Below are 24,769 nucleotides of genomic sequence, written 5' to 3'. Positions count from 1 at the left end.
GGATGCCACCGGAAAAAAGTAAAATTGTTTTCTTTGATGGAGTTTGCCATCTCTGTATGGGTTCGGTTCAGTTTCTTTTGAAAAGGAACAAATCAGAAAATATATACTTTTCTGCCATTGGTTCCGAGACCTTCCAATCTCTTCTGCCTAAAGATTCGTATTCGAATCTCCCAGATAGCATCCTCTTTTGGAAAGAGGGAACTTTGTATTTGGAATCCGATGCTGTTTTGCAAATCACTCGGGACTTAGGTTTCCCTTGGTTTTTGTTTTATGGATTTTATTTTGTTCCTCGTTTCCTCAGAAATCCCCTCTATAGGTTCATCGCCAAACACCGCTACCAATGGTTTGGCAAAGCAGAGGCCTGTATGATCCCTTCACCAAACATCCAAAAACGATTTTTGGATTAAGGACTGATTGTTTTTACAAGCCTAAGGGTTAATTTTTTATTCCGATCATAAGCATAGATTGGTAAAGGCTCTCCTATAATCTCCCAGCCTAGTCCAATCGCCTTCCAAGTCAGAAAATCAGATTCCGAAACAAGGAGATATCCTTGGGTGGTTTGGAGATCTTCTATGAGAATTTCCTGGATGGGTCTATGGTAATAATAAGCAAAACTTGGAATTCCATGAGCACCAAAGGAATGTAAGGTTGCATTTTGCGGAACTAGGTTTTGAACCGTGTTTGCTGCTCTTTTTGTATCCAATCGCATCTCGGCAAACTTTGGGAGTAGAACAAAGGAAATGACCGCGATCATTAAAAGCGAAACGGTAAGATACAACCTGTACATATAAATTTGGTTGTGTTTTCTTGCGAGTTGGTATCCAAGAAGGATGGCAAGGATGGGATAGGCCGATAGCGGGTAGGACGGGAGTTTACTTGCCAAACATTCATAAAAGATCCAAGAAAATCCAAGGCCTACGAGAAGGAATCGTTTGGGTGTGAAATGAGAATCCACTCCTTTCCAATTCCAGGGGAGGATATTTTTTAAGAGGGAAAGTCCCCCGGTTTTAAAATAAGCAATGAGTTTCCATCCGTTTTCATTGAGAAAAGAAAGATAGATTCTAGACCAAGGGAAGAGAGTGATCACAAATAACACTAAATAGGTGGCTGGTGGGCCTGATTGTCCAAAGACAGGATCTGTGGCCCGGCGTAAAATATACCAATCCAACATCCAACGAAGGAGTTCGCCATTATCTTTTTGCCAAGAAAGATAACCCCAAAGGAGAAGCGGTAGTAGGGAGATCGGAAGCCATAGAAATGGACTCAGTTTCCAAATTTGGGATCGGATTTGATTGACACTCAAAAGAAGGACACAGGTTCCTCCAAGAAAAATCAGGATGGGTGGTCCTTTGACAAGGAGGCCAAAACTCACGCTGAGCCAAAACAAAAAGACAAATCTCTTTTTTTGGGATTGGATCCAGTGGTAGAGAGAAACATATCCAACCATTCCAAAAAAGACTAGAAGAGAATCCACAAGTGCGATTTTTCCGTTCAGAGGAAAATACAAAGAAAAACTTAAGATACTAAAAGCATAAAGTGCTGTTCTTGATCCATACATAACGTTTGTCAGATGGTATGTTAATAAAGCAGTTCCTAAAATACAAAGAGCTGGAAAGAGTCGTAAGACCCATTCCGAAGCCCCAAAGATTTGGAATAAAGTGGCGCTCGTCCAAAAATGCAGTGGTGGTTTTCTATGCGGTGTAGAGTAAGGAAAGTCCATCGTTAGATAGTCACCTGTCTCCATCATGGAACGAGAAAAACCAGCATAGGCAGCCTCATCTTGGTCCACAAGAGGAGAGGAATTCCCATAGAATAAATATACAACGAGGATGCAGACTAGGATGAGGAAGGTGCGATGGACCGATAAGAATTTCACAGTCTCAAGGAAGAGAAAACCCACTTGGTTTGTCAAAGCAGAATTCTCTTCAGGGTTTTGTATCCATTTTGTAACAAAACTGGAATCAAATTGGAAAGAAAGATCGGTAGAGTTTGGGTATGCTTTTCAATGTTTCCGGTCCCATTGTCGACACAGATAGGCAAACAGTGCTAAGACCCTCCCTCTGGAAGTATCGGTATGCTTTCGTTCTTCTTCCTTTACTTGGAATTTTAGTTGTTTACCAACTAGCAGTTGTATTACTCCTTAGAAAGACTCTCGTTTTGTCCACATCCCCGTTTCAGGGATCAACCCTTATCAATCCCTACCAAAATTGGACTGGAGAGGGTCAGGAAAAAATATCCTTACATGCTCATTCCGATGAAGTTTGGTTTACCCCGGAAAGACATTCTGTATCGGAAATCCAATCGGAATACAAACGAGAAGGTTTTTCTAACATAGCCATCACAGACTATGGACAAATCTCCGAAACAGAAAATCCTGATTACATTCGCGGTTTAGAATGGGGACAAAATATAAAAAAACGCCATCTCCTTGCGATAGGAATTAAAAAATCCTTTTATGATTATTTTCCGGTTTATGCCACACGTGAAAATCTAAACTGGGTGATGGATCGTATGAAAAAGTTAGGTGGTTATGTCATCATTCCTCATCCCAAACTATTTGATTCTTTTTCTAGAGAAGAGATGTCGGCGATTGGTGGGTTCCAAGCCGTAGAAGTATACTCACCGTTTGGTGATGATCCAAAGATCTTGGATACTCTTCTTAGCCAAGGAAGGAATGTCCATTGTATGGCAAGTGATGATTTACATTATTTTTCAGAAACTTCGATCAAAGGATTTGACCAACCCGCTTGGAAGAATATCGTCCAAACTTTAGGGAATCAAAGAGGACGAAGGGGAGAAAGTTTTCTTCGTTATATTGTGACTGCAGAAGGAAGGAAAGACCAAACATCTGTTTTGGCTTCTTTGGAATCCGGTTCCTTTTATTGTGTTAAAAAATTCTTCCAAGGTGCTGAGGATCCAAAAGTTCCACGGGTTCAGGTAACCAAAAACAATACCATCCAACTGAATGCAAAAGAACGGTATTTGGAAATTCGTTTTATTGGACAAAAGGGAGAAGTTTTACAAGTGAATCCCGATACCAATCAGGCTGAATATACTTTTCAAGAGAAGGATTCCTATGTGCGGTTGGAAATGATAGCCCTCACTGGTTCCATCCTCTCCAACGCAATTTACAGAAGTCATTCTAATGAATGATCTAGCTTGCTAGATCACCAACCATTCCAATCAATCAACTCCCTAACCTTATTTAAAGGTTAGGTTTTGGTCTGAACCATCAAAAGCATCTAAAAAGGCTTTGGAAGTGGTTTCGTATTGTTTTACGGTCCCAAGTCCAGCCTGTCCGCTGATACTGGCACCAAAGGCTACATAGGTTCGGTTGAAAGCTTCATCCACAGACATAAAATCAGCCCCACCGACCGTAGGACTTGGATAGTCCGTTGGAACCGCAGCAGCCGAAAGTTGGTCTGTCACATAACCGTTGATATTAAAAATTCCATAAGACAATTGTGCCCCGGGCACTGCAGCTGCAGACAAATTACAAATGGTTTCTGGTCTTGCGGCACTCATGGTGAAAGTCGCTTTGGCAGTCGTTTGGAAAGGAGAATCAAACTTTTGCATATAAGCAAGGGCATAGTAAATTTGATCGCTGGATCCTGTCCCTTGGGCTGCATTACAAGCTGTCTTTAGATTGTCTAGATTTGTAGATCCGCTTGGGTTCACAGCTTTGAGTTTAGTAAAAGTCAAACGAACCACGGAACGAAAACAAAGTTGTCTTCCTGCATCCACTTCAGTTAGAACTACGCGACCATGTTTACTGATCCAACTGGAATTCTCTGGTCCGTTTCTCCAGGTATAGGTTTGGAATTTGGTTCCATAGATAGAATCGTTTCCTGTATAACTTTCAGTGATGACATCTCCCACATTGGCAAAAGCAGGATTTCCAAAATCAACCAAACGGTAATAAACCAAAGCTCCATCATTTCCTAGGGTAGTTTCTGGATCATCAAAGAACAGCTGTAAGGAGGGTGTTGAAGCACCACTCTTTTTGATTTCAAAAAAATGGTTAAATGTTTTGGTTCCTGTATAAGCTGTGGAACTGATTCCCGCTGTCGGTGTGCTGATTTTGATTGTGAGAGTTGCTGAACCAAAACCACTTAAATTGACATTGGTGAGTACATCGTTTCTTGGAGCGGAATTATTAAAGTATCCTGCATTTTTTAAGGCAAGGATGAGAGAATCGATAATCCCTGAATTCCCACGAGCCCAAGTCGCAGATTGGCGCACAAATCCCCAGTTGTCCGCACTGGTAGCAGACCAAAGTTTTTCGGAACCAATTCCTAGATGGACAGACTCACTAAAGAGAGTGGCGAGTTGTTTGTCCCGATTCAAACGTGTGAGGTTGTTAAAGTCAGCAACCTGAAGACTCACTCCCAAAAATAATAAAGAGTATAAAAACTTTTTCATGATTTACTCCGCAATCCCCTTCGGAACACAGATGGTAAACCCTGACTTAGGTCCAGAGCAACCAGCAGCTTGGTTGTAAGCCCAGACCGATAGGAGAAGACCACTGAGTAGATCGTCTTTTTTGTTATCTTCTTTCTCGAACAAGGAACAAGCAAGAAGGGTACTGAGTCCTAGAAGGGCGATGGGTTTAAGGATAAGAGTTCTCATACCTTTTATAACAAAAGATATGAGAAGTTTTTGCAAGAATTTATCGAGAGAGGATTTGGTATTCCCACTCCATGACAGGAGTTTGTTCGATAGGAGATGTCAGTGTGTTCGTCGCCACTACCATAGACCGTGCCAACGTTTTTGTTCCCGTCACAGCTGGAGGTAGTAGTCTGTAAAACGAATCTCCTGTTTTTCCGCGAAGTTGGAATTCTTTCCATTCTTCCCGAGAAGCAAATGCGCGGATTCTGTCTTTGGAAGGGGAGGATGCCGCTTTGAACGAAATTCGTTTGTCAGGAATGGTCACTTTGTCGCCTTTGCGAACAAAATTGTCGTTTTGGATTTGGTTGGGAAAAAGGAGGACTGGTTCCCCTTTTTGATTTTCTGGAACAAGAACTACATATACATAATTGTCTTCTGTGGATTCAATTTCGAAACGAATCGGTTCCCCGGCTACATAAGTAGGTTTTAGGGAATTGATTTTGAGTTGGGAATTGGATCCAGACCCTGTTTCCGAAAGGGCAAGGTAGATATTTTTTTTGTCCAAAAATCCTAGGAAGTCAGAAACTAAAGTTTTGGAGAGGCTTTCAGGAAGAGAGTTTCGGTATTCTAGTTTCTGGTGGAGGACATCGACAAACGATACCACCGCTTGTCCATCTTCCGTGGAAACCAGAACGAGTTTGTCTGTCCCTACGAGTTTTTGTAAATTAACGACAGTTTTCTGTGAAGGATTTCCTTCTTTGTCAAATTCCCAAACATCAGTGTCTCTTCCCTTAGTAGGAAGGGTAACCATTCCCCTGGATGTGGATTGGATTTGTTCTTTGATAAAATCTCTTAGGGCAATGTTGTCCTCAGTTTGGGAGATTGCCTCTACCGCAATTTTATAAACGGGGAGTCTTCCTATCTTATCCGAAGAAAAGATAGAAAGGGAGATGATAGAAGATAGGATTAAAAATTGTTTCATACTAATCTACCTTTCCTTGACCTTTGTACTCGTTCATGAGTTGGTCATTTTTTTCATACTGTTCTTTGATGCGTTGGTAGTTCTCTTCTTTAATGGCTTTGAATTCTTCAAAGATTCGCATTTTTTCTTTTACGAATTCATCTAAGATCTGTTTTTTCAAATCTTTTCCGGAGACTAGAACTTCTTCGTTTTCTGCTACGAGAGTTTGTTTTCCTTTTTTGTCAGGACTTACCGCAACAGTTCCTTCATTGACATAAACTCCTGTTTCCACCTTACTTAGGTCTTCATCCACGCCACCAAGATCGGGGGCAGCAGCAAGGAACTCGGTTCCCCTAACACCAGCAACAAAACTAGGATTGACCACACTCAGTTGGTTTTGGCTCGGAACGCCAGTTGCCGGCTTGTGAGCCTTTACAAATAACTTTCCACCGACCAGTTTCAAAGTGGTGGATTTTGATTTAGGGTTGAGTAGGTCTTCGATTTGTACGGAGGAAAATTTGGACAAACGAACGGTGGCCTGAGTTGCCAATTGGATTTCGCAAGTTCCATTTTCAGTAGTGATCGTATCTCCCTTTTTTAGGATACTACCTAACTTTACCGGCTCCTTTGCTTTTTTAAAACGTGGTCCGGATAGGTAGTTTGTTCCTTGGATGAAACTGATAATCCCCACTTCGTCGGCAACGAGGGTGGAGGTTACAAAAAGAAACAAAATGGGAGCAATAAATCGAATCATGCAACTTTTATAAAGGAACTTTCTCCTCTTACAAGTAAAAAAAACTAAAAAAAAAATCAGAAAAACCCCTACGAAGGAGTTATAAGGGACCAACTGGAAAATTCATCACCTATCGTTTGATATGTGGCATAAGACTTGGGTTCTCTGGATTTTGGCGGGAAGTCTATTGATTCCCCTACGGGCAGAGGGCAAATTGTTATGGGAAGACTGTGTTTGGATTGGGATGGAACGAAGTGGGAGTTTGGGTTTAGAACAAGTTCGTTCTGAAATTTTTCCTATCCTCACACGAGACAAATGGAAACAATACCTTCCTAAATTAGGGGTTCATTATTTTGGAATCTTTTCCAAGAACCAGGAACAAATCGACCAAGAATACCGGGACGTTCGTTTGCAAATCCAACAACTTCTGTATGATGGAGGAGAAACAGAAAGGGAAAAACAAAAAATCGAACTAAGAAGGCTCATTCATTCCGAAGAGAAAAAACTTCTACGAGAAAAGATATTTAAATCCATTTCTTTGTCCTATTTGCTTTTCAATAAACGACAGTTAATCGATTTAATTTACCAACTTAGGTCGACTCGTTACAAACTAGAAGGACAAAAAAGAGAAAAAGAATCAGAGATCGGTCTTTCTCCCCAAGGGGATTTGTATTTTCGTAAAACTTGGGAAGTTGAATTCCAATCCAAAAAGATCCATTCCGAATCAGCAAAGGAATTGGCTTACTTAGAACTAAAACAAGCCATGTCTTTGGATTCAGGTCAAAGTTTATCTTTGGAGAGGGGACTCACGGAACGCATTCGGTTATTGGATCCCACAAAAATCCAAATGGCTCCGAATGAAAATCATCCATTGCGAAAAAAATCTAGACTCCAGATGGAACTAGCAGAACTCGATGAAGAAAGTTTGGAGAATGATTGGAAACCGAAACTTGTATTAGGTGGTTATATTGGTAAAAACGGGAATGCTGGGTTTCCCCTACAGAATGAAATTTATGGACTGAGTCTTGGTGTCCAAGCCAATCTTGGTGGAACCAGCTTTCAATCCAATACCCAGAACGGGATCCAATCGGATGGGAATGGAATCCAAAGAATTCCTGGTTATGGCCCTCAACCCGTAGGCCCAGGTGAGAACTCCTTTCAAAGTGGATCCATCGGTTTGTTTGATGATTTGGGTCGGAACAAAAAAGTTTTCGATTCAAAAATGAATGTCGTGCAAGCCAAAACGGAGTGGAAACAATCGGAGATTGGTTTTCAAAACCAAATCCAATCCTTAGAAATCAAAGTAATTGAACTCTATCGTAAGTACAATCTGTACTTAGAAAATACAAAATCCAATCTCCACCAACTGAAGATCAAAAGGATGGAACAAAACCAAGGACTGATCTCGGCTTTGGAATACTTGAAGTCGGAAGAAGAGGTATTTGTTGGTATTGAAAATCTTTTGGATTTCTATTTCCAATACATTGCTACCGCATTGGAGCTTGTTTTGCTACTCGGGGAAAATCCTTTTGACAATCGTTATTATCAGTTGGAATCAAAACAAATCCCGAGTGATCTCACAGAGATTTTGGAAACTTGGAAAGAAAGTTTCCTTCAGGAAAATTCAAAAATAAAGGAACCAAAACTAAAAAAACAATACCCATTTTTTATGGAGGATTCGTATGAAACCCGTTAGATGGAATTGGTTCTGGATTTTTCTATTGTTTCCAATCTTGGTATTTGCTAGTTGTACATCGAATCTTGGTTCTTTGGAAGATTGGCTTGGGGTTTTAAATGTTTCAGACGCTCCCCGGGTTTTAACATTCACACCGACTTCGGATGCAAACAATGTAGATCCAAAAACAAATATTTCTATTGTATTCAGCCATCCCATGTCCATCCAGTCCTGTGTTTCTGGGTTTTCCTTAGAACCTGCCGTTCGTGGAAGTTTTGAAACCACAGACCTCACACTGAAGTTTTCACCGAAAGGGGAATTGCCATCGGGTGGATATATTGTTCGACTCACCAAACAATGTGAAGATAAATCCGGAAAAGATTTGGACCGGGTGTATACCATTCCCTTTCGAGTAGGGGAAAAAGAAATTCCGGAACCACCCACTGTTGCTTCCATTCTTGTTCTTTCGGGAACAGAGGTTGAATGTTTGGCCGGAGGAAATGCCGTTGATTTACTGTTAGATGATACATCGCCTGTTTGTTCGGGAACCCCCGGTCCCCCAGCAATCCAAGTTCGTTTCAGTAAACCGATGAACCAAGCAGAAATAGGCCTTGGTTTGCGAATGGAACCGGCCGTATCCTACAGGTTGGAATGGGAAAATCCTTCTCAGTTGAGAATTCTACCAGATTCTCTTTTTTTACCAGAAACAAGATACCATATCTTAATTCCAAAAGGTGTACATTCGTTAGATGGTGGTGAGTTTTCTGAAACCTTTCGGCAAGGTTTTTTAGTGGGTAATGTTTCCGATCCAGAAGTCATCGGGTTTGGTTTAGAATCTCAAAACTGTGGTTTGGGGATTCAAGAGTTAGGATCGACTACGGGGGCTCGTTGGGATTCCGGGATTTGTTTTTGGAGTGAGGGAATGCCTATTTTAAGTCCCCATGCTTACCAGTTTCGAGGAGGAGATGATACCACGGGTGATTCGGCGATCCCTTCCGCTTGTGCCGATGTGAATACCGATAATTTTCGGATCTTCTTCAACCAATTTATGGATACAACCTCTGTCATTGGAGCGACACGGCTTTCTAAAATTTCACCTCCATCCACAAACATTCGTTTGTCGTCTTGGGTTTGGTCTCATTGCCAAACGGTCCCTCCATTTGGTTGTCAGGAATTAACTTATTTGTATGCTGAAAGTGAAGCCAGTTGTAATGGATCATTATTTGGAAACATAACCACCGGCGGAGATTTTAATCTATCGGCTTCGGCTCTTGCACCAAATTTTTATCCCTATTATGAATTTCGATTGGAACAAGAAGCAAAATCTATTTTAGGAAAACGAATGAAGTCAGCTTTTGTCATTCAGGTGGAGGCCAAATGAAATTTTCCATCTTCTTGGTTTTGATTTTTTGTATTTCCTGTATTCCGATGTCTCGGGATGTAAAGACAGTCACCTATCCGATCCTTACGGGAAAAAAAGTATTACTCATCCATTCCCATCCTCCTGTTTTCTTCGATTCTTATTCTGAGGAAAGGGAAGTGAGTCTACGGATTTTGGAAGAATTAGAAGAGTCGGGATTCTCTGTTGTGTTAGGTGATAGAGTTTGGGAAGATATAACACAGCCTTCACGAATCGATGATCACTTACAGGTATTTCAAAATGGATTGAAGGATATGTCTCTAGACGATAGACCGAGAATCCAAATTTGGAAAGACCGGGCTGAAAGGATGGGAGCCTCCGATATATTTTTATTGCGATATCGTTTTTCCTCTGACTCAAAAACAAAACCAGTTCGTATGTTTTGGATCCATCTTCCTAAAAAAGAAATGATTCGTTTTGATTGGAATTGGAATCCAGAAAATCCATTCCCCTTTCGGGATTTGGTTCGTGAAATTTCAGGAGGAAAAAATGAAAACTAATGCCATATGTATTTTGTTAGCTGTAATTGTTTTTGGTTGTTCGCTGTCTTCCACATCCGATAAAAATGAATTTAAGATTTTGACAGAAGCCTTCCGCGCAGGACATTTAACGGTTGTCAGTTCTCTTTTAAAAGAGACTAAACACAGGAGGGAATTTACCGAAGAGGAAGGGATTCTTTATACCAAAACCTTGTTTTATTTGGGGGAATGGAAGGAGTTCTTTTCTTTTTGGTCCCAGTTAGAAAGGAAAACTCCGGAACTGGTATTACTCTATTTTAAAGCAGTTTTGATTTCGAATGAACGGGTCTCTGTTTTGAAAGAAGAAGAAACGAAACTTTTAGAATTAGTTCCCCTCTCTCCAGAAGCCTGTTTGTTGTATTTGAAAATTCACCAAGAGAGACTCCCGAAAAAACAGAAAAAACTATTTTTGGCCCAAAGGAAACAATTCCAAACCTTAATTGATAGACTTGATAAGGAATTAGGAGAATCAAAATGAAATGGTTTCTATGGTTTGCATTGGTGTATCAAAACTTTACTCGTGTTTGGAAGAGAGGATCCAACCAATTGTTTGGATTCCGAAAATCTCCGTATTTTTTTCTTACCGTTTATCTCTTTTTATACGCGTTCCACTGCCTCTGGAATTGGGATGAGTTTATGATTCTAAATCATAATTTAGAAATGAATGCCGCAAATTCAGGAAAACAAGTCTCTTTATGGAGTTTGTATCCCTTTCAAATCATTACTGTCATCCTATGTGCTGTTTTGTATTTCTTGGTTTGTTTTGGGATCAACTTTCTATTTTCCTTTGGCAAAGGAACCAAGGAAATATTCCGAACTAATGTTTGGGATTTCTTTCGGAATCTGATTCACCAGTTTTTTTTCTTTGTTTGTATTTTGTTTTTGGGAAATCAGTTTTTGGGATTTTTTGTGAATACAAATTACTATTCCACATTAGTGGTTATGTTTTGGACGGCCCTCTTTTTACTTTTTATCATTCAAAATGGAAAATTATATCGAAGGTTATTTGTATCCAGTGACCGTTCGGTTTTATTCATTTCACATAGTTTGGGTTATGTGAATCCCATCTTGTTTGTATTCTTTGTATTGGCATTGGCAAATGTATGAATTCCCAGTGGTTTCTTTTTTCTAAACTTTGGATTCGTAAATTTCTCATTTTGGGAGTTTTGTATTTTGCCACTTCTGTTCTTTACACGATTTTCTCTACGGTAGGAATTCGAAACAGGTTTCCTCTATTGGCAACTTATCTTTATTACCCAAGTCAATGGGAGAGTTTATCGGAAGTTTCGGCCATGGAAGCACCTAAACAAAGTTTTGTGTATATTCGGCCTCGTTTGCTTCTGGATAACAAAGTATTGGAATTTCCGGCAGTTGTAGAACCCACAAAAGAAATTCAATTACATCACAAACAAAGTGGACGGGTGAGAAAAATCTATGTGGAAGAGGGAAGTGTTGTCAAAGAAGGACAGATTCTTTTAGAAATTGATGATGAATTGTTGCGACTGGAAGGGGATAAGTTACGTCTCTCTCTTGAAATTGCCGGCTCCCAAGTGAATTTGGCTCTTGAAAAATGGAAACAGGCAGAAAGACAAGTAGAAGTCAAACTCCGAGAGATTGATAAAAAAACAGAATGGGTCGATTTGGCGGAAAAAGATTGGGCCCAAAGTCAAAACCTAACGGAGAGAAAAACCCTCCTTTGGAAACAAGGCTTTGTTTCTCTCACGGAATTAGAAAAATTTAAACAAGAAGAAGAATCAAAACACAGTCACTATAAAAATCTAATACGAGACCGCGAAAATCTTTTGACTGGAATGAGTTTGGGTTTGGGAACTGATACTCTTAGTTTTGGAGACAAACTAAAAATTTGGAAGGAAAAAAATACATCGATAGAAAGGACAGAATACGAACTCAGCCAATCTCACGAGAAAATCATTAAAAACCAAATTAAGTCGAATGAACAGTTGTTATCTGATGCTAAGTTACGCGCGCCCAAATCGGGTAAAATTTTAAAAATCCAAACCAAAGAAGGAGAACTCACCAACCAAATACCGGTTATGATTTTAATGGAGAAGGGGGAGCTCTCTGTTGGATTCCAAATTGGTGAATCCGACCTATCCAACTTTTCTCCAGGGAAGTCTGTTCTTTTTATTCCTTCGCAAGGAAATATACCTTCTATCAAAGGTAAGGTGGATCGTGTGGGAGGATTTTTAGATCCAAGGTCTCATAGTATTGGGATCAAAGTGCGATTGGAACCAAATTTGTTGATGATTCTACCTGGTATGTTCGGTCTTGTGCAGGTAAAACTTCTTGAAACTACAGAAAAAATTCTGATACCTTCTGCTTCCCTTCAGGGGGATGAAACTAGTGGATTTTATGTAAATATAAAACAAGGCACGGGGAATGAAAAAAGATTCATTCAATTCAAACCTTATTCTTTGAACGAATTGGAAATTCTATCAGGTCTTTCTTCGGAAGATGAAGTCGAATCCAGTTTGTCCTTATGAGTATGGCAGGTTATGTTCTTTCTTTATCCAAACACAAACGATTCTATTGGGTGGTTTTTCTTTCCTTTGGCATCGCTGTATTTTTTAGAATTCCCGAATTGGAAATTTGGCTTCTACCAAAACTGACCCCATCTCGGTATTATGTAGTCACTGAATATCCCAACCATTCTGCGGAAGACACGGATTTGATGGTAAGTCTTCCCATTTCGGAAATTTTATCTTCCGTTAAGTCTGTTGAACGGATTCGTACCATTTCGGAACATGGAAAGTCCATCATTCAGATTGATTTGTTGTTTGGTGCCTCCATTCCAGAATTTACAGACCAGTTATATCAAACCTTATTTGAAATTAAAGATAAACTTCCATTAGGTGTCGGAACTTCACGATTGTTAAGGGGAGAAACAATGGAAAGGCCCTTTATGGAAATCTTAATTCCAAAACTTGCCTCTAAGGATTCTGCCCGCTTTGGTTTCTTTTTGCAACAATTACAATTCCAGCTGGAAAGAATTGCAGGAGTTTCAGAAGTGCGAATGGTGGGAAAACCAAAACAATCTTCTTTTGTTTCTATCCATCCCGAAGTTTTGAATTTATATCCAATCAGCATTCGAGATTTAGAATCCCAAATCCAATCGGCAATGCGAGGTGGCTCCCTTGGAAAAATAGAAGGCTATATAAAGGATACGGAATTAAAGTTTTCACCAGAAATTCGTAGTCATGGAGATCTAAAAAAAATTCCCATTGATTTGGGAAATGGAAAGTCGACCCCACTAGGGACACTCGCAAAGATTTTTCAGTCGCCCTTACCACTGGAGAGGCTCACTCGCATTGACGGAAAAGATACAATCTATCTTGCCATCTTCACAGATTCGGAAGCAAATCCGCTTCGCGTTTCTTCGGAGATCCAAGAGAAATTGAAAACCTTTGAAGGGCCTTCTCCTCGTATTTTCTTTGATGTTTCCGCGGAACTACGAACGGCAATCCGGCAGTTTGTATTTAATCTAATTTGGGGGCTCGGTTTTGCATTTCTCTTTTCTTATTTTCTTTATCGCAGTTTTTTGCCCGCTTTATTCCTTTTTGTATCCGTTTTCTTTTCTTTAATTCTATTTTTCCATTTGATTTTATTATTTTCTATATCGATCAACTTACTCAGTTTAGGTGGAATTTCTGTTGGGATTGGTATGTTGTTTGATGCCAGTAATCTAACTGTTTTTTCGATTCGTAAACAAGGAAGCGGAGAAAACTCCAATATGAAGACGGTTGCAAAAGGAATCCAATCTGTTCTTGTTTCTCTTTTTTCATCTTCCTTTACGACCATTGCTGTTTTTATTCCTCTTTTGGTGTTCCCTATGGAATGGAAAGATTTTCTTTTTGATTCTGGGATTAGTATTGCCCTTTTAGTTTTTTGTTCCCTTGTTTCTTCTTTGTGGATCGTTCCTCTGCTTGCCGTCTCGTTTGATTCTTTTTTAAAAGAGAATGAGAAAGTTTCCAGCCAGGAAAATATCCTATTTCGTTTGTATGAGAGAACCTATCAATTGGGAAACGAATGGAATCCTAGGAGGAGGATCGCTGGTTTTTGTATTCTTTTGGTTTTCCTTGTTTTCTGTTTTCGATCGAAACTAGAAATTTTCCCCAAACAGCCGTCTGTGGGGATTCGTTTGGAAACCTCGCCTAAGCATAAACTTTCATTAGAAGAAGGACTGGGTTTTGTATCTAGTTTAGAAGAGAGAATTAAAAAGTTTGATTCGAAAATTTCTGTCTTAGCCCTCCCTTTGGATACGCAAGGATTAGAAACCTATCATCCTAAAAAAACAATTCCTATCCAATGGAAACTCTTGGGGGTAGAGAAAGAAGAAGAACTAAAAACACATCTATCGGAATTTTTATCGGTATCTGTTTGGGATTGGAAATGGGAACCGATTGCATCGGAAGTTTCCTTGGCCCTTCCTTTTGTTCCCATGGATTCGATTGTTTTTCTACATGAAAGTTGGGAGGAACTTCGGAGTTTTGCTTATGAATGGAAAAACCAAACCAATAAACTAAAGTTAAGTGGATATTTTGATTCGTTTCCAAAACAAATCACTCTGGAAGAGTGGTCTCGCTTATCCATTCCTGTCCCGGAACTGAATCCGAATGAAGAGGATTTGAAACAACGAATTTTATACGAACAAGTTCCCAAGTATTTAGGAGAGGTCGGCGATACAAACAAAGGAGATTTATATTTAGGAATCGAAAGTTCGCATTTTAGAGGTGGAATGGATTGGAAACGAACAGGTTTCAAATCAAAAACAAACGATTTGATCTATTCGGGATCCATCTTTACTACAAAGCAAAAACTAAGTTATGACCAGTTTTATCGAGAGTCTGGATTGTATTTTTTGGAATGGAGAGGGGAACATCGGGAATGGGATCCGATCCTCCCGAAGGATCATGGTGTTTCTGTGATTGAAATTTCTGCCAGCAAAGAAAGGAATCATTTCTTTTTGGTGCTATTGTTTTTACTTCTCATTGCCTTTGTTTTTATTTATTTGGCATTGGTTGGGATTTATGAATCCTTTGGAATTCCCATATTCTATCTCGGAATTTCAGTCTTTTATCTTTTGATCACAACCTCTTTTGTTTGGATTCTATTAGATTCCTTCCACTTAGGTCATTACATCGGACTTGTTGTTTTACTGGGACTTTCTGTGGATAGCATTTCTCTTTTTGGCGAAAGGTGGATGGAAATTCCCAAAGAGGTCCCTTTCTTCAAACGGAGAGAGTTAATTTTTCGTTGGTTGGTTTGGCCTATCCTTTTAAATTCCGGCACAACCATGATGGGGTTTTTACCAGTTATATTCTTTGGAACTTCCGGTTCGGAATTTTCAAGAGCCATCGCCTTGACGATGTTTGTTGGCATCCCCATTTCTTTGGTTTTTGTTTTTTATCTCTATCCTGTATTATTTTCATATTTTTTGAGAAAGAGACAATGAATCGCCTTTGGATTTTCCAGTTTCGGTATCGTATTTTGGCTTTGGTTCTGTTTTTTGTAACACTGTCTTTACTTTCTATCGATGGACTGATGTTTGGTGAGGAAGATTTCAGAGAAAAAGCGGAATCCATTCAAATCATCAACCATTGGCCAAACAAAACGGCTCTCCAAGTGGAAGAATCTCTTACCAAACCTTGGGAACAAATTTTAAGATCCATTTCTGGTTATAAGCAAATTGAATCCATATCGGAAGTCGGAAGTTCCATGATTCTTCTCGAATTACAAACTGGAATTCAAAAACAGGATATCATCAAATCCATTCGGAATGAATATCTATTGCAGAGACAAAGATTTCCTAAGGATTCTCTTTTTCCTCAGATCAAATCTACAAAATCAGAAGAGAGTTATATTCTCATCTTACAAAGAACGAGGAAAGGCTCCGATGCCACGCGGAAAGAATTGGAACAAAAGATTCGGACTTTGAAAGGTGTTTTGTCTTTTGTTCACCATGAGTACCTTGAAAAAGAAGTGATTTTACAAATCGAACCGGATTTGATCCAAACCACAGAACTTCCTTCCTTATCTCAAATTTTTTCGGCCATCAGAAACCATTCTTTTGGTTTTAGTTTGGATGGATTGTATGGGCATTGGTTTCAAAAAGATTTTCCAATCCATCCCAAGGACTGGTCACAGGTTGGCATTCCTTCTTTTTTGGGTGAAGGTTTAAAGATTTCTTCTTTGGGAGTTGTTTCTTTAAGGGAAAGAGAGGTCCGCCACGGAACAAGAATTAATGGGATCAGTTCTGAAACCATTATGATCAAAGCAGATAGTAGCACCTCCTTATATTCTATCACAAAGGAATTAAATTCCATCTTATCTATCAATAAGGATTGGACCTTGTTGTATTCGAGCCATGAAGATTTTATCAATGATTTATTTCGTTGGATTTGGCTTTTCTTTTTTGTAGATTTGGTTTTGATTTTCTTTGCTCTATTTTCGAAAAAAACAGGAAAGGAAACTATCAATGATCTACTTTCTTATTACGTAGCCCTTCTCTTATTTTTAGGATTTGCTAATCTAATAAACTATCCAATTGGTCGATCTATTTTGTTTTTCTGTCTAGTTTGGAAGTATCTGCTTGTTGTTTGTTCCATAAGAAAGATCCAGCAGTGGTTTTGGTCGATGGTTCCTTCGTATTGTGTTTTCTATGTATTTGTATTTTGGAATTGGATTCCAATGTCTTTTGCCATTCTCTCTTTATGCCATATCTATTTTTTACTGTCTTTTTTCTTCTTGAAGATTCTTATGAATTCTTTTCTTTCTTTTTCGATTCCCTCTATCGGATTTGATTTCATAAGATTTCTTTCCTTTTTTAAAAAGAAACAAGAGGTATCACAGTCGCAAGGATCAATTTGGGGAAAGATTTTGGTCTTTGGGTTCTTTATGCTGGGAGTGACAACCGCTCTCGTTTCAAGTTTTCGGTGGTATTCTCTCCATTCGTCTCAAGGAAGTATCCAGATGGGGAAATTGGAATTTCCCACTTCCATCTCCGAACAAGAATCCATTCGTATCACCAAACAGGTGGAAGATTCAATTTTAAAAAGGAATCTGACGGAACTACTTGTAGTTAAACAAAACACCTCCAGTGCCGATTTTTATTTTCGTTGGAACGAATTCGGTTTAAAAACCGGGATTCAAAATTTGCCTACCGAATCTGGGTATTTTCATATACTAGGTGGATCGGAAACTAACACAAACCAAACGATTCGTTTTTCGAATGCTAATACAGAAACCTTGGAAAAAACCATCCTGGGTCTCATTCCCTTGTTACATCACAAACCGGGTGTCGAAGAAGTTGTCCTTTGTTTTCAACCTTCTACAGAGGGACTTAGCTCCCATTCACCAACAATGTTTCAGAATTTGATTGGGTTCAATAGGGAGGAGTCCCTTCACGAAAGGGCATTAGGATTACAATCTGCCATTGTTGGAAAGATGGTATTAGAAAATCGATTAACAGATGTTCGTTTTGTTGTAAAACAAAAGAAAGAAATGGAACGATATGCAGAAGAACCTACTAAACTGAATTCGGGAACTTCCCTTTATAGTCAGTCGTTTACGGATTACCAAAAGATAAAAATTCCCGGAAGGATTTATCGTAAAAATGGAGAAACCAGTTTAGAGATCTTAGTGAAAGGAAAAGAAATCGAATGGGTAGAATTGAAATCTAAAATCCAAAAGTTTTTACAGAATGATGTGGTGAAACTTTCGGAAATGATACCTTCACTAGATTTAAAAAATCAATATCGTCCCATTTTTCTGTTTCTAGTTTTTGCTATTTTTCTTTATCGAAAAAAAGATAAAATGGGTTGGATTCTGCACTTGTTTTGTTTTTTGTTTCTTTGGCGATTGAATGTTTCTGTATTCGGTGATGATTATCTTTTGTTTGGTTCTGTCACCACCTTATTGTTATTTTTTGTTCTTTGGATCCCTCGTAAGACAATTAGTTTAGAAAAACAAATTCCATTCTGTATTCTACTTTTCGTTTCCTACTTCCTTCCTGGTGATGGCGGTCGATTTTTTATGAATGGTCTATTTTTGATTTTCAGTTTTTTTCTAATCCAGTCCCAAATCTTTCAAAAATGGAAAATTTTTAAAACCAAACATCTCTTTTGATACCTAAGAGAACTGAGGTTCTCCATGGTTTACAAATCCTCTTTCGATCGTTTACTATTAGTCACTATTAACTTCATTCTATTTCTTTTTGTTTGCACCCTACATGGACAGTCTCTTTCCGAATCCTGGTCTGTCCCAGGTTACCAGTCGTCCGACTATTCCGAGTTTTATGGGAATGTTTACTTTTCTAATTCTATGGAAGAATGGGATCACAGGGTGGAAGAAGTGTTGAGTTTTTCCATGAACCAATGGATGGAAAATGCAGATCGAATGGTAGAACAAATGTTGCTAGAGGAAAATGGGGAAGATCAATTTGTCTCCAATGAAGGATATATCGATGAGAGGAGGCGGTCTTTGTTTTCGGAAGTTGTTGTTTTGTATTCCGAATGGGAAAGGCAGCTCACCGAAGATTATTTTGAGAATCGGAATGCATTTTTACATAAATTGGAAACCGGCAAAGTGGATGCACTTTATCTGCAAAGAATCGGACAAGAATCATTATACGCGGAATATACGGAAGAGGAACGCAATCTCGCAGAAAACAGAAGTCGAATTTTGGAATCAGCAAGGGAATGGGAATTAGAATGGGGACAAACAAGACAAGATGGTTTGGACTCTTTTGCCAATTCCTTTTCACAATTGCAAACTGACTACGAAGACTACATTCGTTCTCTAGAAGAAACAGAAGATCAATTTTCCAATCATCTGAACGCAATTAATTCCTATAAGGGTACAATCAAAACAGCTCTACGTGAAGTAGTGTCTCAATTAAAGGTAGGTTTGGATTCTTCCTGTTCTATCACAACTGGCTGCCAATATAAAAATTTTGATGGGAGTTATAATGAAGCCGGTAAGATTTTTTCGAGATTCATTGGCGACCTTTCTGAGGAAATGAACCAATCCAATGTTGATCCTGATTCGATTCTCACTTCGATCTCGATAAGAATTCGTGATTTTTTATCTGACGAATCGAACCAAGCTTTTTCGGAATACCAGGTGTATCAGAAGAGGATTTATACTTACCAAACCGGGTTTCAAATTGATCTAGCTCAGTCGACTTCCGCATTTGATTTGGCTTCTGCTGAATGGAAGCTACGAAACCAAACCTATTACGATCTAACAAACGATATGAGGTATGAAAACTGGTTGAGTGGAGGTATCGGGGAAGTAGGAGTATTTTCTAATGTTTATGATTTAGAAATGCAAGGTATCTTACAATCCATCCATAACGGCGATTTTGGAAGACTCACTTCGATTATCAATAGTAAGTTAGGTGATGGAAGAAGGGTTCAATCTTTAGTAGCTGCCAATTTATATACAGACGCTTTCCATTTTATTAATAACCAAAAAATTGGAGATTTTTACATTCCTTTTGATGAGGCTCATCACACACATGGAAATCTGCTTTTGGATAGTCATCAAAAATATGGATATTGGAAAGCAGACAGATATGTAACAATTCTAACTCCCGGTAGCCATGACTTTCAAATGGGGGCCATTGGTTATTCGGTTCTTTATGAAATGTTTGATGAAAACTCCTCGAAAACATCTCTCTATTGGAAAGATAATTCTTCTCAATTAGGTGGTCAGTACAATCACTTCCAAAATACCTTGCTACCGGCGGTTTCCCATTGGGAATCGAAGGTAAAAGAATACGCAAACACATACGAAGGATGGAAAGAAAATCGAAGCAATTTGATCGCAGAAGCAAATGCAAAGTTAGAAGCCAATCGCCAGGAACTAGAACGTTCTAAAGAAGAGTGGTTACAACGTCTTGAGGAAGAAAAAAGAAACGGATGGAAATCTTGGGCTGATTTATATGAAGCGGGGGAAACAAAGAACATCTCTACTCCTTCTCTTTCGACTTGGACACCTAGCAAAAACTTGGAGGTGTTTGATAAAACTAAAGGCTTAGAGTTTCAATCTTTGGCAACATTCGAAGGATCGACCAATGGAATTCAAATTGGAGGGAATGGTCCTGGATTGTTGGAAGAATTTCAAAGAACCATCACGGGAGTTGGGCAATATGCATCAGTCATCCAGATGAATGCCGATTTAGAGAAGGTCAAACGAACAGAACAACAAAAGTTAATCAATCAAATGACCTACGAAATGAATTCGGAATCATTAGGTGGAAGAAAACTTACAAAAGAAGAAATGATAATACTTGGAACTTATGATTCTTCGTCACTTACGCAGGAAGAACAAATTCGATTTGGTTCTTGTTATGAAAATCCAGACGCTAACATTTGCAAAACATTATTGAGAAAAGCTTATGAAGTGACTATGGATTCCAATAACGGAGTCCTCACTTTAAAAAAAGAAATTCATAATGGATTACTTGCCGGAAAGAATACAGATGGGCAGTACAATGCAGGGAAAACAGAAGAAGTTCGACACATTCAAATGGGTTCCATTGGGAAAGTTTCTGTCAGTAGTGAAAAAGATTTTTTTACTGTTTGGAATGAGGAGGATTGGGAAAATTTATATGAGAAAAAAGAGGAGGTTACACGTTCTTTTCTTTCGAATTCTCTACAAAAAGATAAAAAGTCCCTTCATTCGAATCTAACTTCTATTCACGAGAAAGACTATCGGAATCAGGAATTGTTTTTAGCGAGAAAGGAATCACAGGAAAATAATGATTCTCTCATTCAGGAATTGGCAATTGCTTACTTAACTGGTGGGGCAGCGGGTATGAGGGCTTCTCTTACTGGAAAATTAGAATCAGCAATTAATGGAGAATTAGCGAAGGCTTGGATTAAAGCTACAGGTGGTCGCGAGTCCGATATCCAGATGGCAACCATGGCAATTGATTTTATGCGAGGTAGGATGAGCGCCAAAAAAATCCAATCACGTGATCAATTTGTTTCGATCAAAAATCCAATACAAGTTTTAGAGTCTATTGCTGCGAAAACTATTTCAAGTTCTTTCAGCATGTTAGATCAGATATCTTTTGGTGTAACAACGGTTTCTTTAAATGCGGCTATGTCTGCTTCCATGGGAATCACAAAAAAAATAATTGGAGAAAGACAGTATAATAATATTAACGAACAAATTGCGGGATCAGGAAAACGGTTACAAGAGATTAAAGCAAATGAACAAATGTTAGTTCAAAATGGAATCTCTATGGCGATCTCAAAAGGAACAGGAATTCCTACAGATGTCATTTCAAAATTTCTAGGTGATAAATACGGCCAAGTCAAAGCGAAACAAGCGAACAAAGCTATGGCAAAAAACCCAATGTATGATATGGGATCACAGATGATCGGAGCCTTCGGTGGGATGGTAAAGACGGCTACTGTTGCTTTAGGTGTTACCGAAGATGAGATTCAATCGATTATGGAGGATACCAATGGAGTTCTCCATGCAGGAAATAAAAATCTAAACGCATCAACTACTGAAAGTTTTGGTTATACCTTACAAGCTTTTGGTATGCAAGCAGGGTGGACAAAATACCAGAGCGCTTATCTAAATCTTCGAGATTCAAAAGCGGTTGTGGAAGAGCTTGGGAAAAAAGCACTCGCTAAAGAATTAGCAAAGTCTATGGGAATGGACGAAAATGGAGTGCGGCAAATTGTAGATTCAACTTATTCTTCCCAGCAAAAACAAAAATCGGATAAAAAAGCAAAGTCAAATGCAGTCCGGCAGACTGTAGTGAATGCGGCTTCTCTAGCGATCACTTTCGGTGCTAGTGGTGCATTGAGTGGAATGAGCTCCGTTCTCACAAAGATAGGGAAAGCAGTCAGTACGATGACGAGTGGAATTTTACCCGCGACAACGCAAGTCGGACAAGCAGTTGCTTCTACTTTCGTGCAAACGATGGCGGGAAGTCATGAAGGACCCAAAGGAGCAATGGCGGGTTTTGCCAATGGAGTGATCGGTGGAGTGACCCAAGGTATGGGGAAAATCCAATCAGGTGTTTTTAAAGGAATGATACCTGGAATTGGAGTTACCTATTCCGAACAAAATGGTTGGGGAGGATCTCTTGGGATTGGAAACGCAGTTAGCAATATGAGTGTTAGTTTCTCGGAGAAAGGAAATACTACTTTGCAAGCTTCCAAATCTCTTGGTGGCGGAGTGCAATTGGCTGCAGATATCACAACCAATGGAGCCGCGAATGTAGGTTTCAATTACAATCCTACAGGTAAGGGTCCAAGGAGTGATTGGAATTTTTCCATGATGTATGATTTAAATGGTAGTGGTCTGAGTGGAAGTATTGGTTACACCGATCCCAAATCAAAACTTGGACTAACATCGTCTATTGATCGTAACGGAATATCCACCTCATCAGAGTTACAAGGTGTGACTTTAGGAACAAATTCGAATGATGGTTTTCAAATTCAAGAAATGAATTTTGCAGAGCAAAATATTAATGCGGCTCAGGACGCGGGTGATTCTGGGGATGGGAAATCATTGGCTACTTCTGAAAATGATTCGGATGTTTTTTCTGACTTTGCTGAAGCTGCTGGAACTATGGGTTCTTTATTACTTGGGGGAGTTGGCTTGGGACTTGCCTTACGAAACCGATTGGGAGGAGGGCTTTCTGGACTTGCCTCCATTGGGTCTGATGCACAAACCATTTCGATTGGAGCCTCCTCTGATCAATCTTTTTTAGGAAGGATTACCAGCCCATTGAAAGCAGGTTTGCTACGATTCGGAGAATCGATATCGAGTTTCGCAGATGGTTATACGATTGAAAAAAATACAAATTATGACTCGAAAAAGGATACCACACCCAAATCACAAATACCAAACGATGAAATCAAAAAAATCCAATCCAGCGTAATTGATGATTATGGTAAAGACTCTCGTCTCGATACAGAAAAGAAACTCTACGAACTAAGAAAGGCAGGAGTGGATACAAGTGAAATTGAAGCAAAAATTAAAATACTCCGTGGTGGAAAAGATGTTCCTATTACTGCAGGGGTGAAAACGGAACTGAATGAATACATCCGTTTGCGAGAAGGGAATTCGCAGTATACATTCATTCCAGAAAAGACAATCTATATCCCCTCCACCGAGGCCTTAGCCGGGATCAACCTCAAACATGATCCCAAAAAAGAATCGAATGCGGCCTATTTGAAACGATTGGGCAATGAAATTTGTGAGGCTTCCCAAAATGTAGATCTCTCTACGAAAGAGTTAGTTACCGAACATGCGGTAAACGTGGCTAAACTTTTAGGGGAATCTCTGAAAGGGAAAATTTCTTATGAACAATATAAAATAATCGATGGTAAAGAAGTGGTATCAGCCGTAAATCCTGTAGATGCGAATGGGTTTCGGGCCGTGGATGGGGTCGACTGCATTCGGTTTATTGGTGCAGTTTTGAATGCTTCTGGAATCACGACCCCTGGAAGTTTTGCAAACTTAAATACGGATGTGTACCAAATGTCCGAAGAAATGAAAAATATGAATTTAGAATATAATAATCGAAATGTGCATAAAAATGGGGTGGAATACTTCCGTCAGGCCTCCAGCTTGATGAACTTAGTTTCCGATCGGATCACGACCAGTGAGGACTTGGCAAATCACAAAACGAATTTCAAACCTAAAGAACTCAGCGTGGGTCTGATTGGCATCACGAGGGCGGATAAGAATTTACCAGACAGCACGATTTCTGCAGTAAAGTCGGATCATGTTTATATGATTACTGGCAAAAGGTTTAATCAAGTGCTCGGTATTTTTGAATACCAGATTGCGGAATCTCGTGATGGTAAGGGGGTGGATAATAGATGGATTCGGTCCGAAAAAAATGAGGTTTTAACAACTGAATTGAAACAAATATTAAAAGCCAAGGGACTCTCTGCGAAGGAAATAACGGATAAAGTTAAAAAATTAAATAAAAACTTACAATCATCAGAAGAATCAAGTTATTTAATGCGATCAGAATTTTATGAATTAAAACCACAAGTTAGAGTCGAGGCAGGAAATGAAGTTTAAAATAATATTTTTAATGATAATACTTTTTAACCTTACAATCTGTAAAAAAAAAGAATCTATCGTGGAAGATGTAGAACCTTTTTATTTGGATGCATCTGAAGGTTGTCCCGTCACTGCAAAGAATCAGCCAAATTGTGTCACAATAAAAAATGAACTAAATTGTTATATGATGTTACAAGATGTGCGATTTCATAAAATGGATCAAGTATTCAACAACACAAACTGGACAAGCCCCGATTTTAATGAACATACATATAATTATTACGTTGATCAGAAAGGAAGTATTACAATTCTCGCCGGTGGGCCTTCTGAAGCAAGGGCAGAATATGAACATATCGGGGACGGTCGAGTTTATAAGGAGGGCAAGGATTGGATATATAAGCAAGAATGTGATCAAGAAAAATGTGAAAAGCTAAATTTCTCAATTGAATATATAAACTGTTCAGTCAGATATTATCAACATGATAACGAGCACCGATTGTTCCTTACCATTGGAAATCGCTACTATGATCATTACGATGAAATAGAAAAACGAAAATTTCTATCGATGGTTCTCCAAGATCCAGTGAAGCCACAAATCGAAAACGGATTCGAATTATATCTCGTCCCGCCACCACCTAAATAGAAATATATTTATTCCGAGCTAACCCCGCGCCAGCGATTAATCCGCAGCGACCATAGGAGCGAGGATACAAGCAAACCGAAGGTTTGACTTGGTGGATGAGCCTTGCGAATCCAACCTAAGTAAGGCGCCATGACAATCAGAAAT

The 24,769-nt window shown here is 39.1% G+C and carries 17 protein-coding genes; 12 read left to right on the top strand and 5 right to left on the bottom strand.

Annotation, left to right across the window (positions count from 1 at the left end):
• The first annotated feature begins 2 nt into the window (after positions 1–2).
• Positions 3–407, top strand: coding sequence for a thiol-disulfide oxidoreductase DCC family protein (locus JWG41_RS06325; RefSeq protein WP_205269090.1), 405 nt, complete (start codon positions 3–5; stop codon positions 405–407).
• Here JWG41_RS06325 and JWG41_RS06320 read toward each other — a convergent pair.
• A complete protein-coding gene (locus JWG41_RS06320; protein WP_205269089.1) occupies positions 404–1,912 on the bottom strand; it encodes an ArnT family glycosyltransferase in 1,509 nt (502 codons plus the stop codon). The genes JWG41_RS06325 and JWG41_RS06320 overlap by 4 nt on opposite strands.
• An 83-nt stretch (positions 1,913–1,995) precedes the next feature.
• Here JWG41_RS06320 and JWG41_RS06315 point away from each other — a divergent pair, with 83 nt between their 5' ends.
• Positions 1,996–3,153, top strand: a complete 1,158-nt coding sequence (locus JWG41_RS06315) for a phosphoesterase (RefSeq protein ID WP_205269088.1) — start codon at positions 1,996–1,998, stop codon at positions 3,151–3,153.
• A 48-nt stretch (positions 3,154–3,201) separates the two neighbouring features.
• Here the strand turns inward: JWG41_RS06315 and JWG41_RS06310 are convergent, their stop codons facing one another.
• The 4 genes from JWG41_RS06310 to JWG41_RS06295 are packed head-to-tail and all read right to left on the bottom strand — an operon-like array spanning position 3,202 to position 6,323.
• Positions 3,202–4,422: an LIC_12337 family protein gene (locus JWG41_RS06310; RefSeq protein WP_205269087.1), complete on the bottom strand. Its 1,221-nt coding sequence runs from the start codon at positions 4,420–4,422 to the stop codon at positions 3,202–3,204.
• Positions 4,423–4,425: 3 nt separating this feature from the next.
• A complete protein-coding gene (locus JWG41_RS06305) occupies positions 4,426–4,629 on the bottom strand; it encodes a hypothetical protein (RefSeq protein WP_205269086.1) in 204 nt (67 codons plus the stop codon).
• Between the two features lie 40 nt (positions 4,630–4,669).
• Positions 4,670–5,590, bottom strand: a complete 921-nt coding sequence (locus tag JWG41_RS06300; RefSeq protein ID WP_205269085.1) for a DUF4384 domain-containing protein — start codon at positions 5,588–5,590, stop codon at positions 4,670–4,672.
• A gap of 1 nt (position 5,591) precedes the next feature.
• Positions 5,592–6,323 (bottom strand): FecR domain-containing protein, encoded by a 732-nt coding sequence (locus JWG41_RS06295; RefSeq protein WP_205269084.1) that lies wholly within the window; start codon positions 6,321–6,323, stop codon positions 5,592–5,594.
• Positions 6,324–6,444: 121 nt separating this feature from the next.
• On the opposite strand from JWG41_RS06295, the gene JWG41_RS06290 reads away from it, so the two are divergent.
• The 10 genes from JWG41_RS06290 to JWG41_RS06245 are packed head-to-tail and all read left to right on the top strand — an operon-like array spanning position 6,445 to position 24,625.
• Complete coding sequence (locus tag JWG41_RS06290; protein ID WP_205269083.1) at positions 6,445–7,998, top strand: TolC family protein; 1,554 nt, start codon at positions 6,445–6,447, stop codon at positions 7,996–7,998.
• Positions 7,985–9,358 carry an Ig-like domain-containing domain gene (locus JWG41_RS06285; protein ID WP_205269082.1) on the top strand — a complete coding sequence of 458 codons (1,374 nt, stop codon included), beginning with the start codon at positions 7,985–7,987 and terminating at the stop codon, positions 9,356–9,358. Before JWG41_RS06290 ends, JWG41_RS06285 begins: the two co-directional genes overlap by 14 nt.
• A complete protein-coding gene (locus tag JWG41_RS06280; protein WP_205269081.1) occupies positions 9,355–9,897 on the top strand; it encodes a hypothetical protein in 543 nt (180 codons plus the stop codon). The genes JWG41_RS06285 and JWG41_RS06280 overlap by 4 nt, the downstream gene beginning before the upstream one ends.
• Positions 9,887–10,393 (top strand): hypothetical protein, encoded by a 507-nt coding sequence (locus JWG41_RS06275; RefSeq protein WP_205269080.1) that lies wholly within the window; start codon positions 9,887–9,889, stop codon positions 10,391–10,393. Before JWG41_RS06280 ends, JWG41_RS06275 begins: the two co-directional genes overlap by 11 nt.
• Positions 10,390–11,022, top strand: a complete 633-nt coding sequence (locus tag JWG41_RS06270; protein ID WP_232373767.1) for a hypothetical protein — start codon at positions 10,390–10,392, stop codon at positions 11,020–11,022. Before JWG41_RS06275 ends, JWG41_RS06270 begins: the two co-directional genes overlap by 4 nt.
• On the top strand, positions 11,019–12,419 hold the full coding sequence (locus JWG41_RS06265) for an efflux RND transporter periplasmic adaptor subunit (protein WP_205269079.1): 1,401 nt from the start codon (positions 11,019–11,021) through the stop codon (positions 12,417–12,419). Before JWG41_RS06270 ends, JWG41_RS06265 begins: the two co-directional genes overlap by 4 nt.
• Before the next feature lie 2 nt (positions 12,420–12,421).
• The gene (locus tag JWG41_RS06260; protein ID WP_232373765.1) at positions 12,422–15,388 is read left to right on the top strand and encodes an efflux RND transporter permease subunit; all 2,967 of its coding nucleotides are present in this window, start codon (positions 12,422–12,424) and stop codon (positions 15,386–15,388) included.
• Positions 15,385–18,060, top strand: a complete 2,676-nt coding sequence (locus JWG41_RS06255; protein ID WP_205269077.1) for an efflux RND transporter permease subunit — start codon at positions 15,385–15,387, stop codon at positions 18,058–18,060. Before JWG41_RS06260 ends, JWG41_RS06255 begins: the two co-directional genes overlap by 4 nt.
• 24 nt (positions 18,061–18,084) lie before the next feature.
• A complete protein-coding gene (locus JWG41_RS06250; RefSeq protein WP_205269076.1) occupies positions 18,085–24,000 on the top strand; it encodes a TIGR04388 family protein in 5,916 nt (1,971 codons plus the stop codon).
• On the top strand, positions 23,990–24,625 hold the full coding sequence (locus JWG41_RS06245) for a hypothetical protein (protein WP_205269075.1): 636 nt from the start codon (positions 23,990–23,992) through the stop codon (positions 24,623–24,625). The genes JWG41_RS06250 and JWG41_RS06245 overlap by 11 nt, the downstream gene beginning before the upstream one ends.
• Positions 24,626–24,769 lie beyond the last annotated feature (144 nt).

This window comes from Leptospira chreensis, assembly GCF_016919165.1.
Classification (GTDB): domain Bacteria; phylum Spirochaetota; class Leptospiria; order Leptospirales; family Leptospiraceae; genus Leptospira_A; species Leptospira_A chreensis.
The sequence above is the reverse complement of the archived record's forward strand: the minus strand, read 5'-3'. Positions and strand labels throughout refer to the sequence as shown.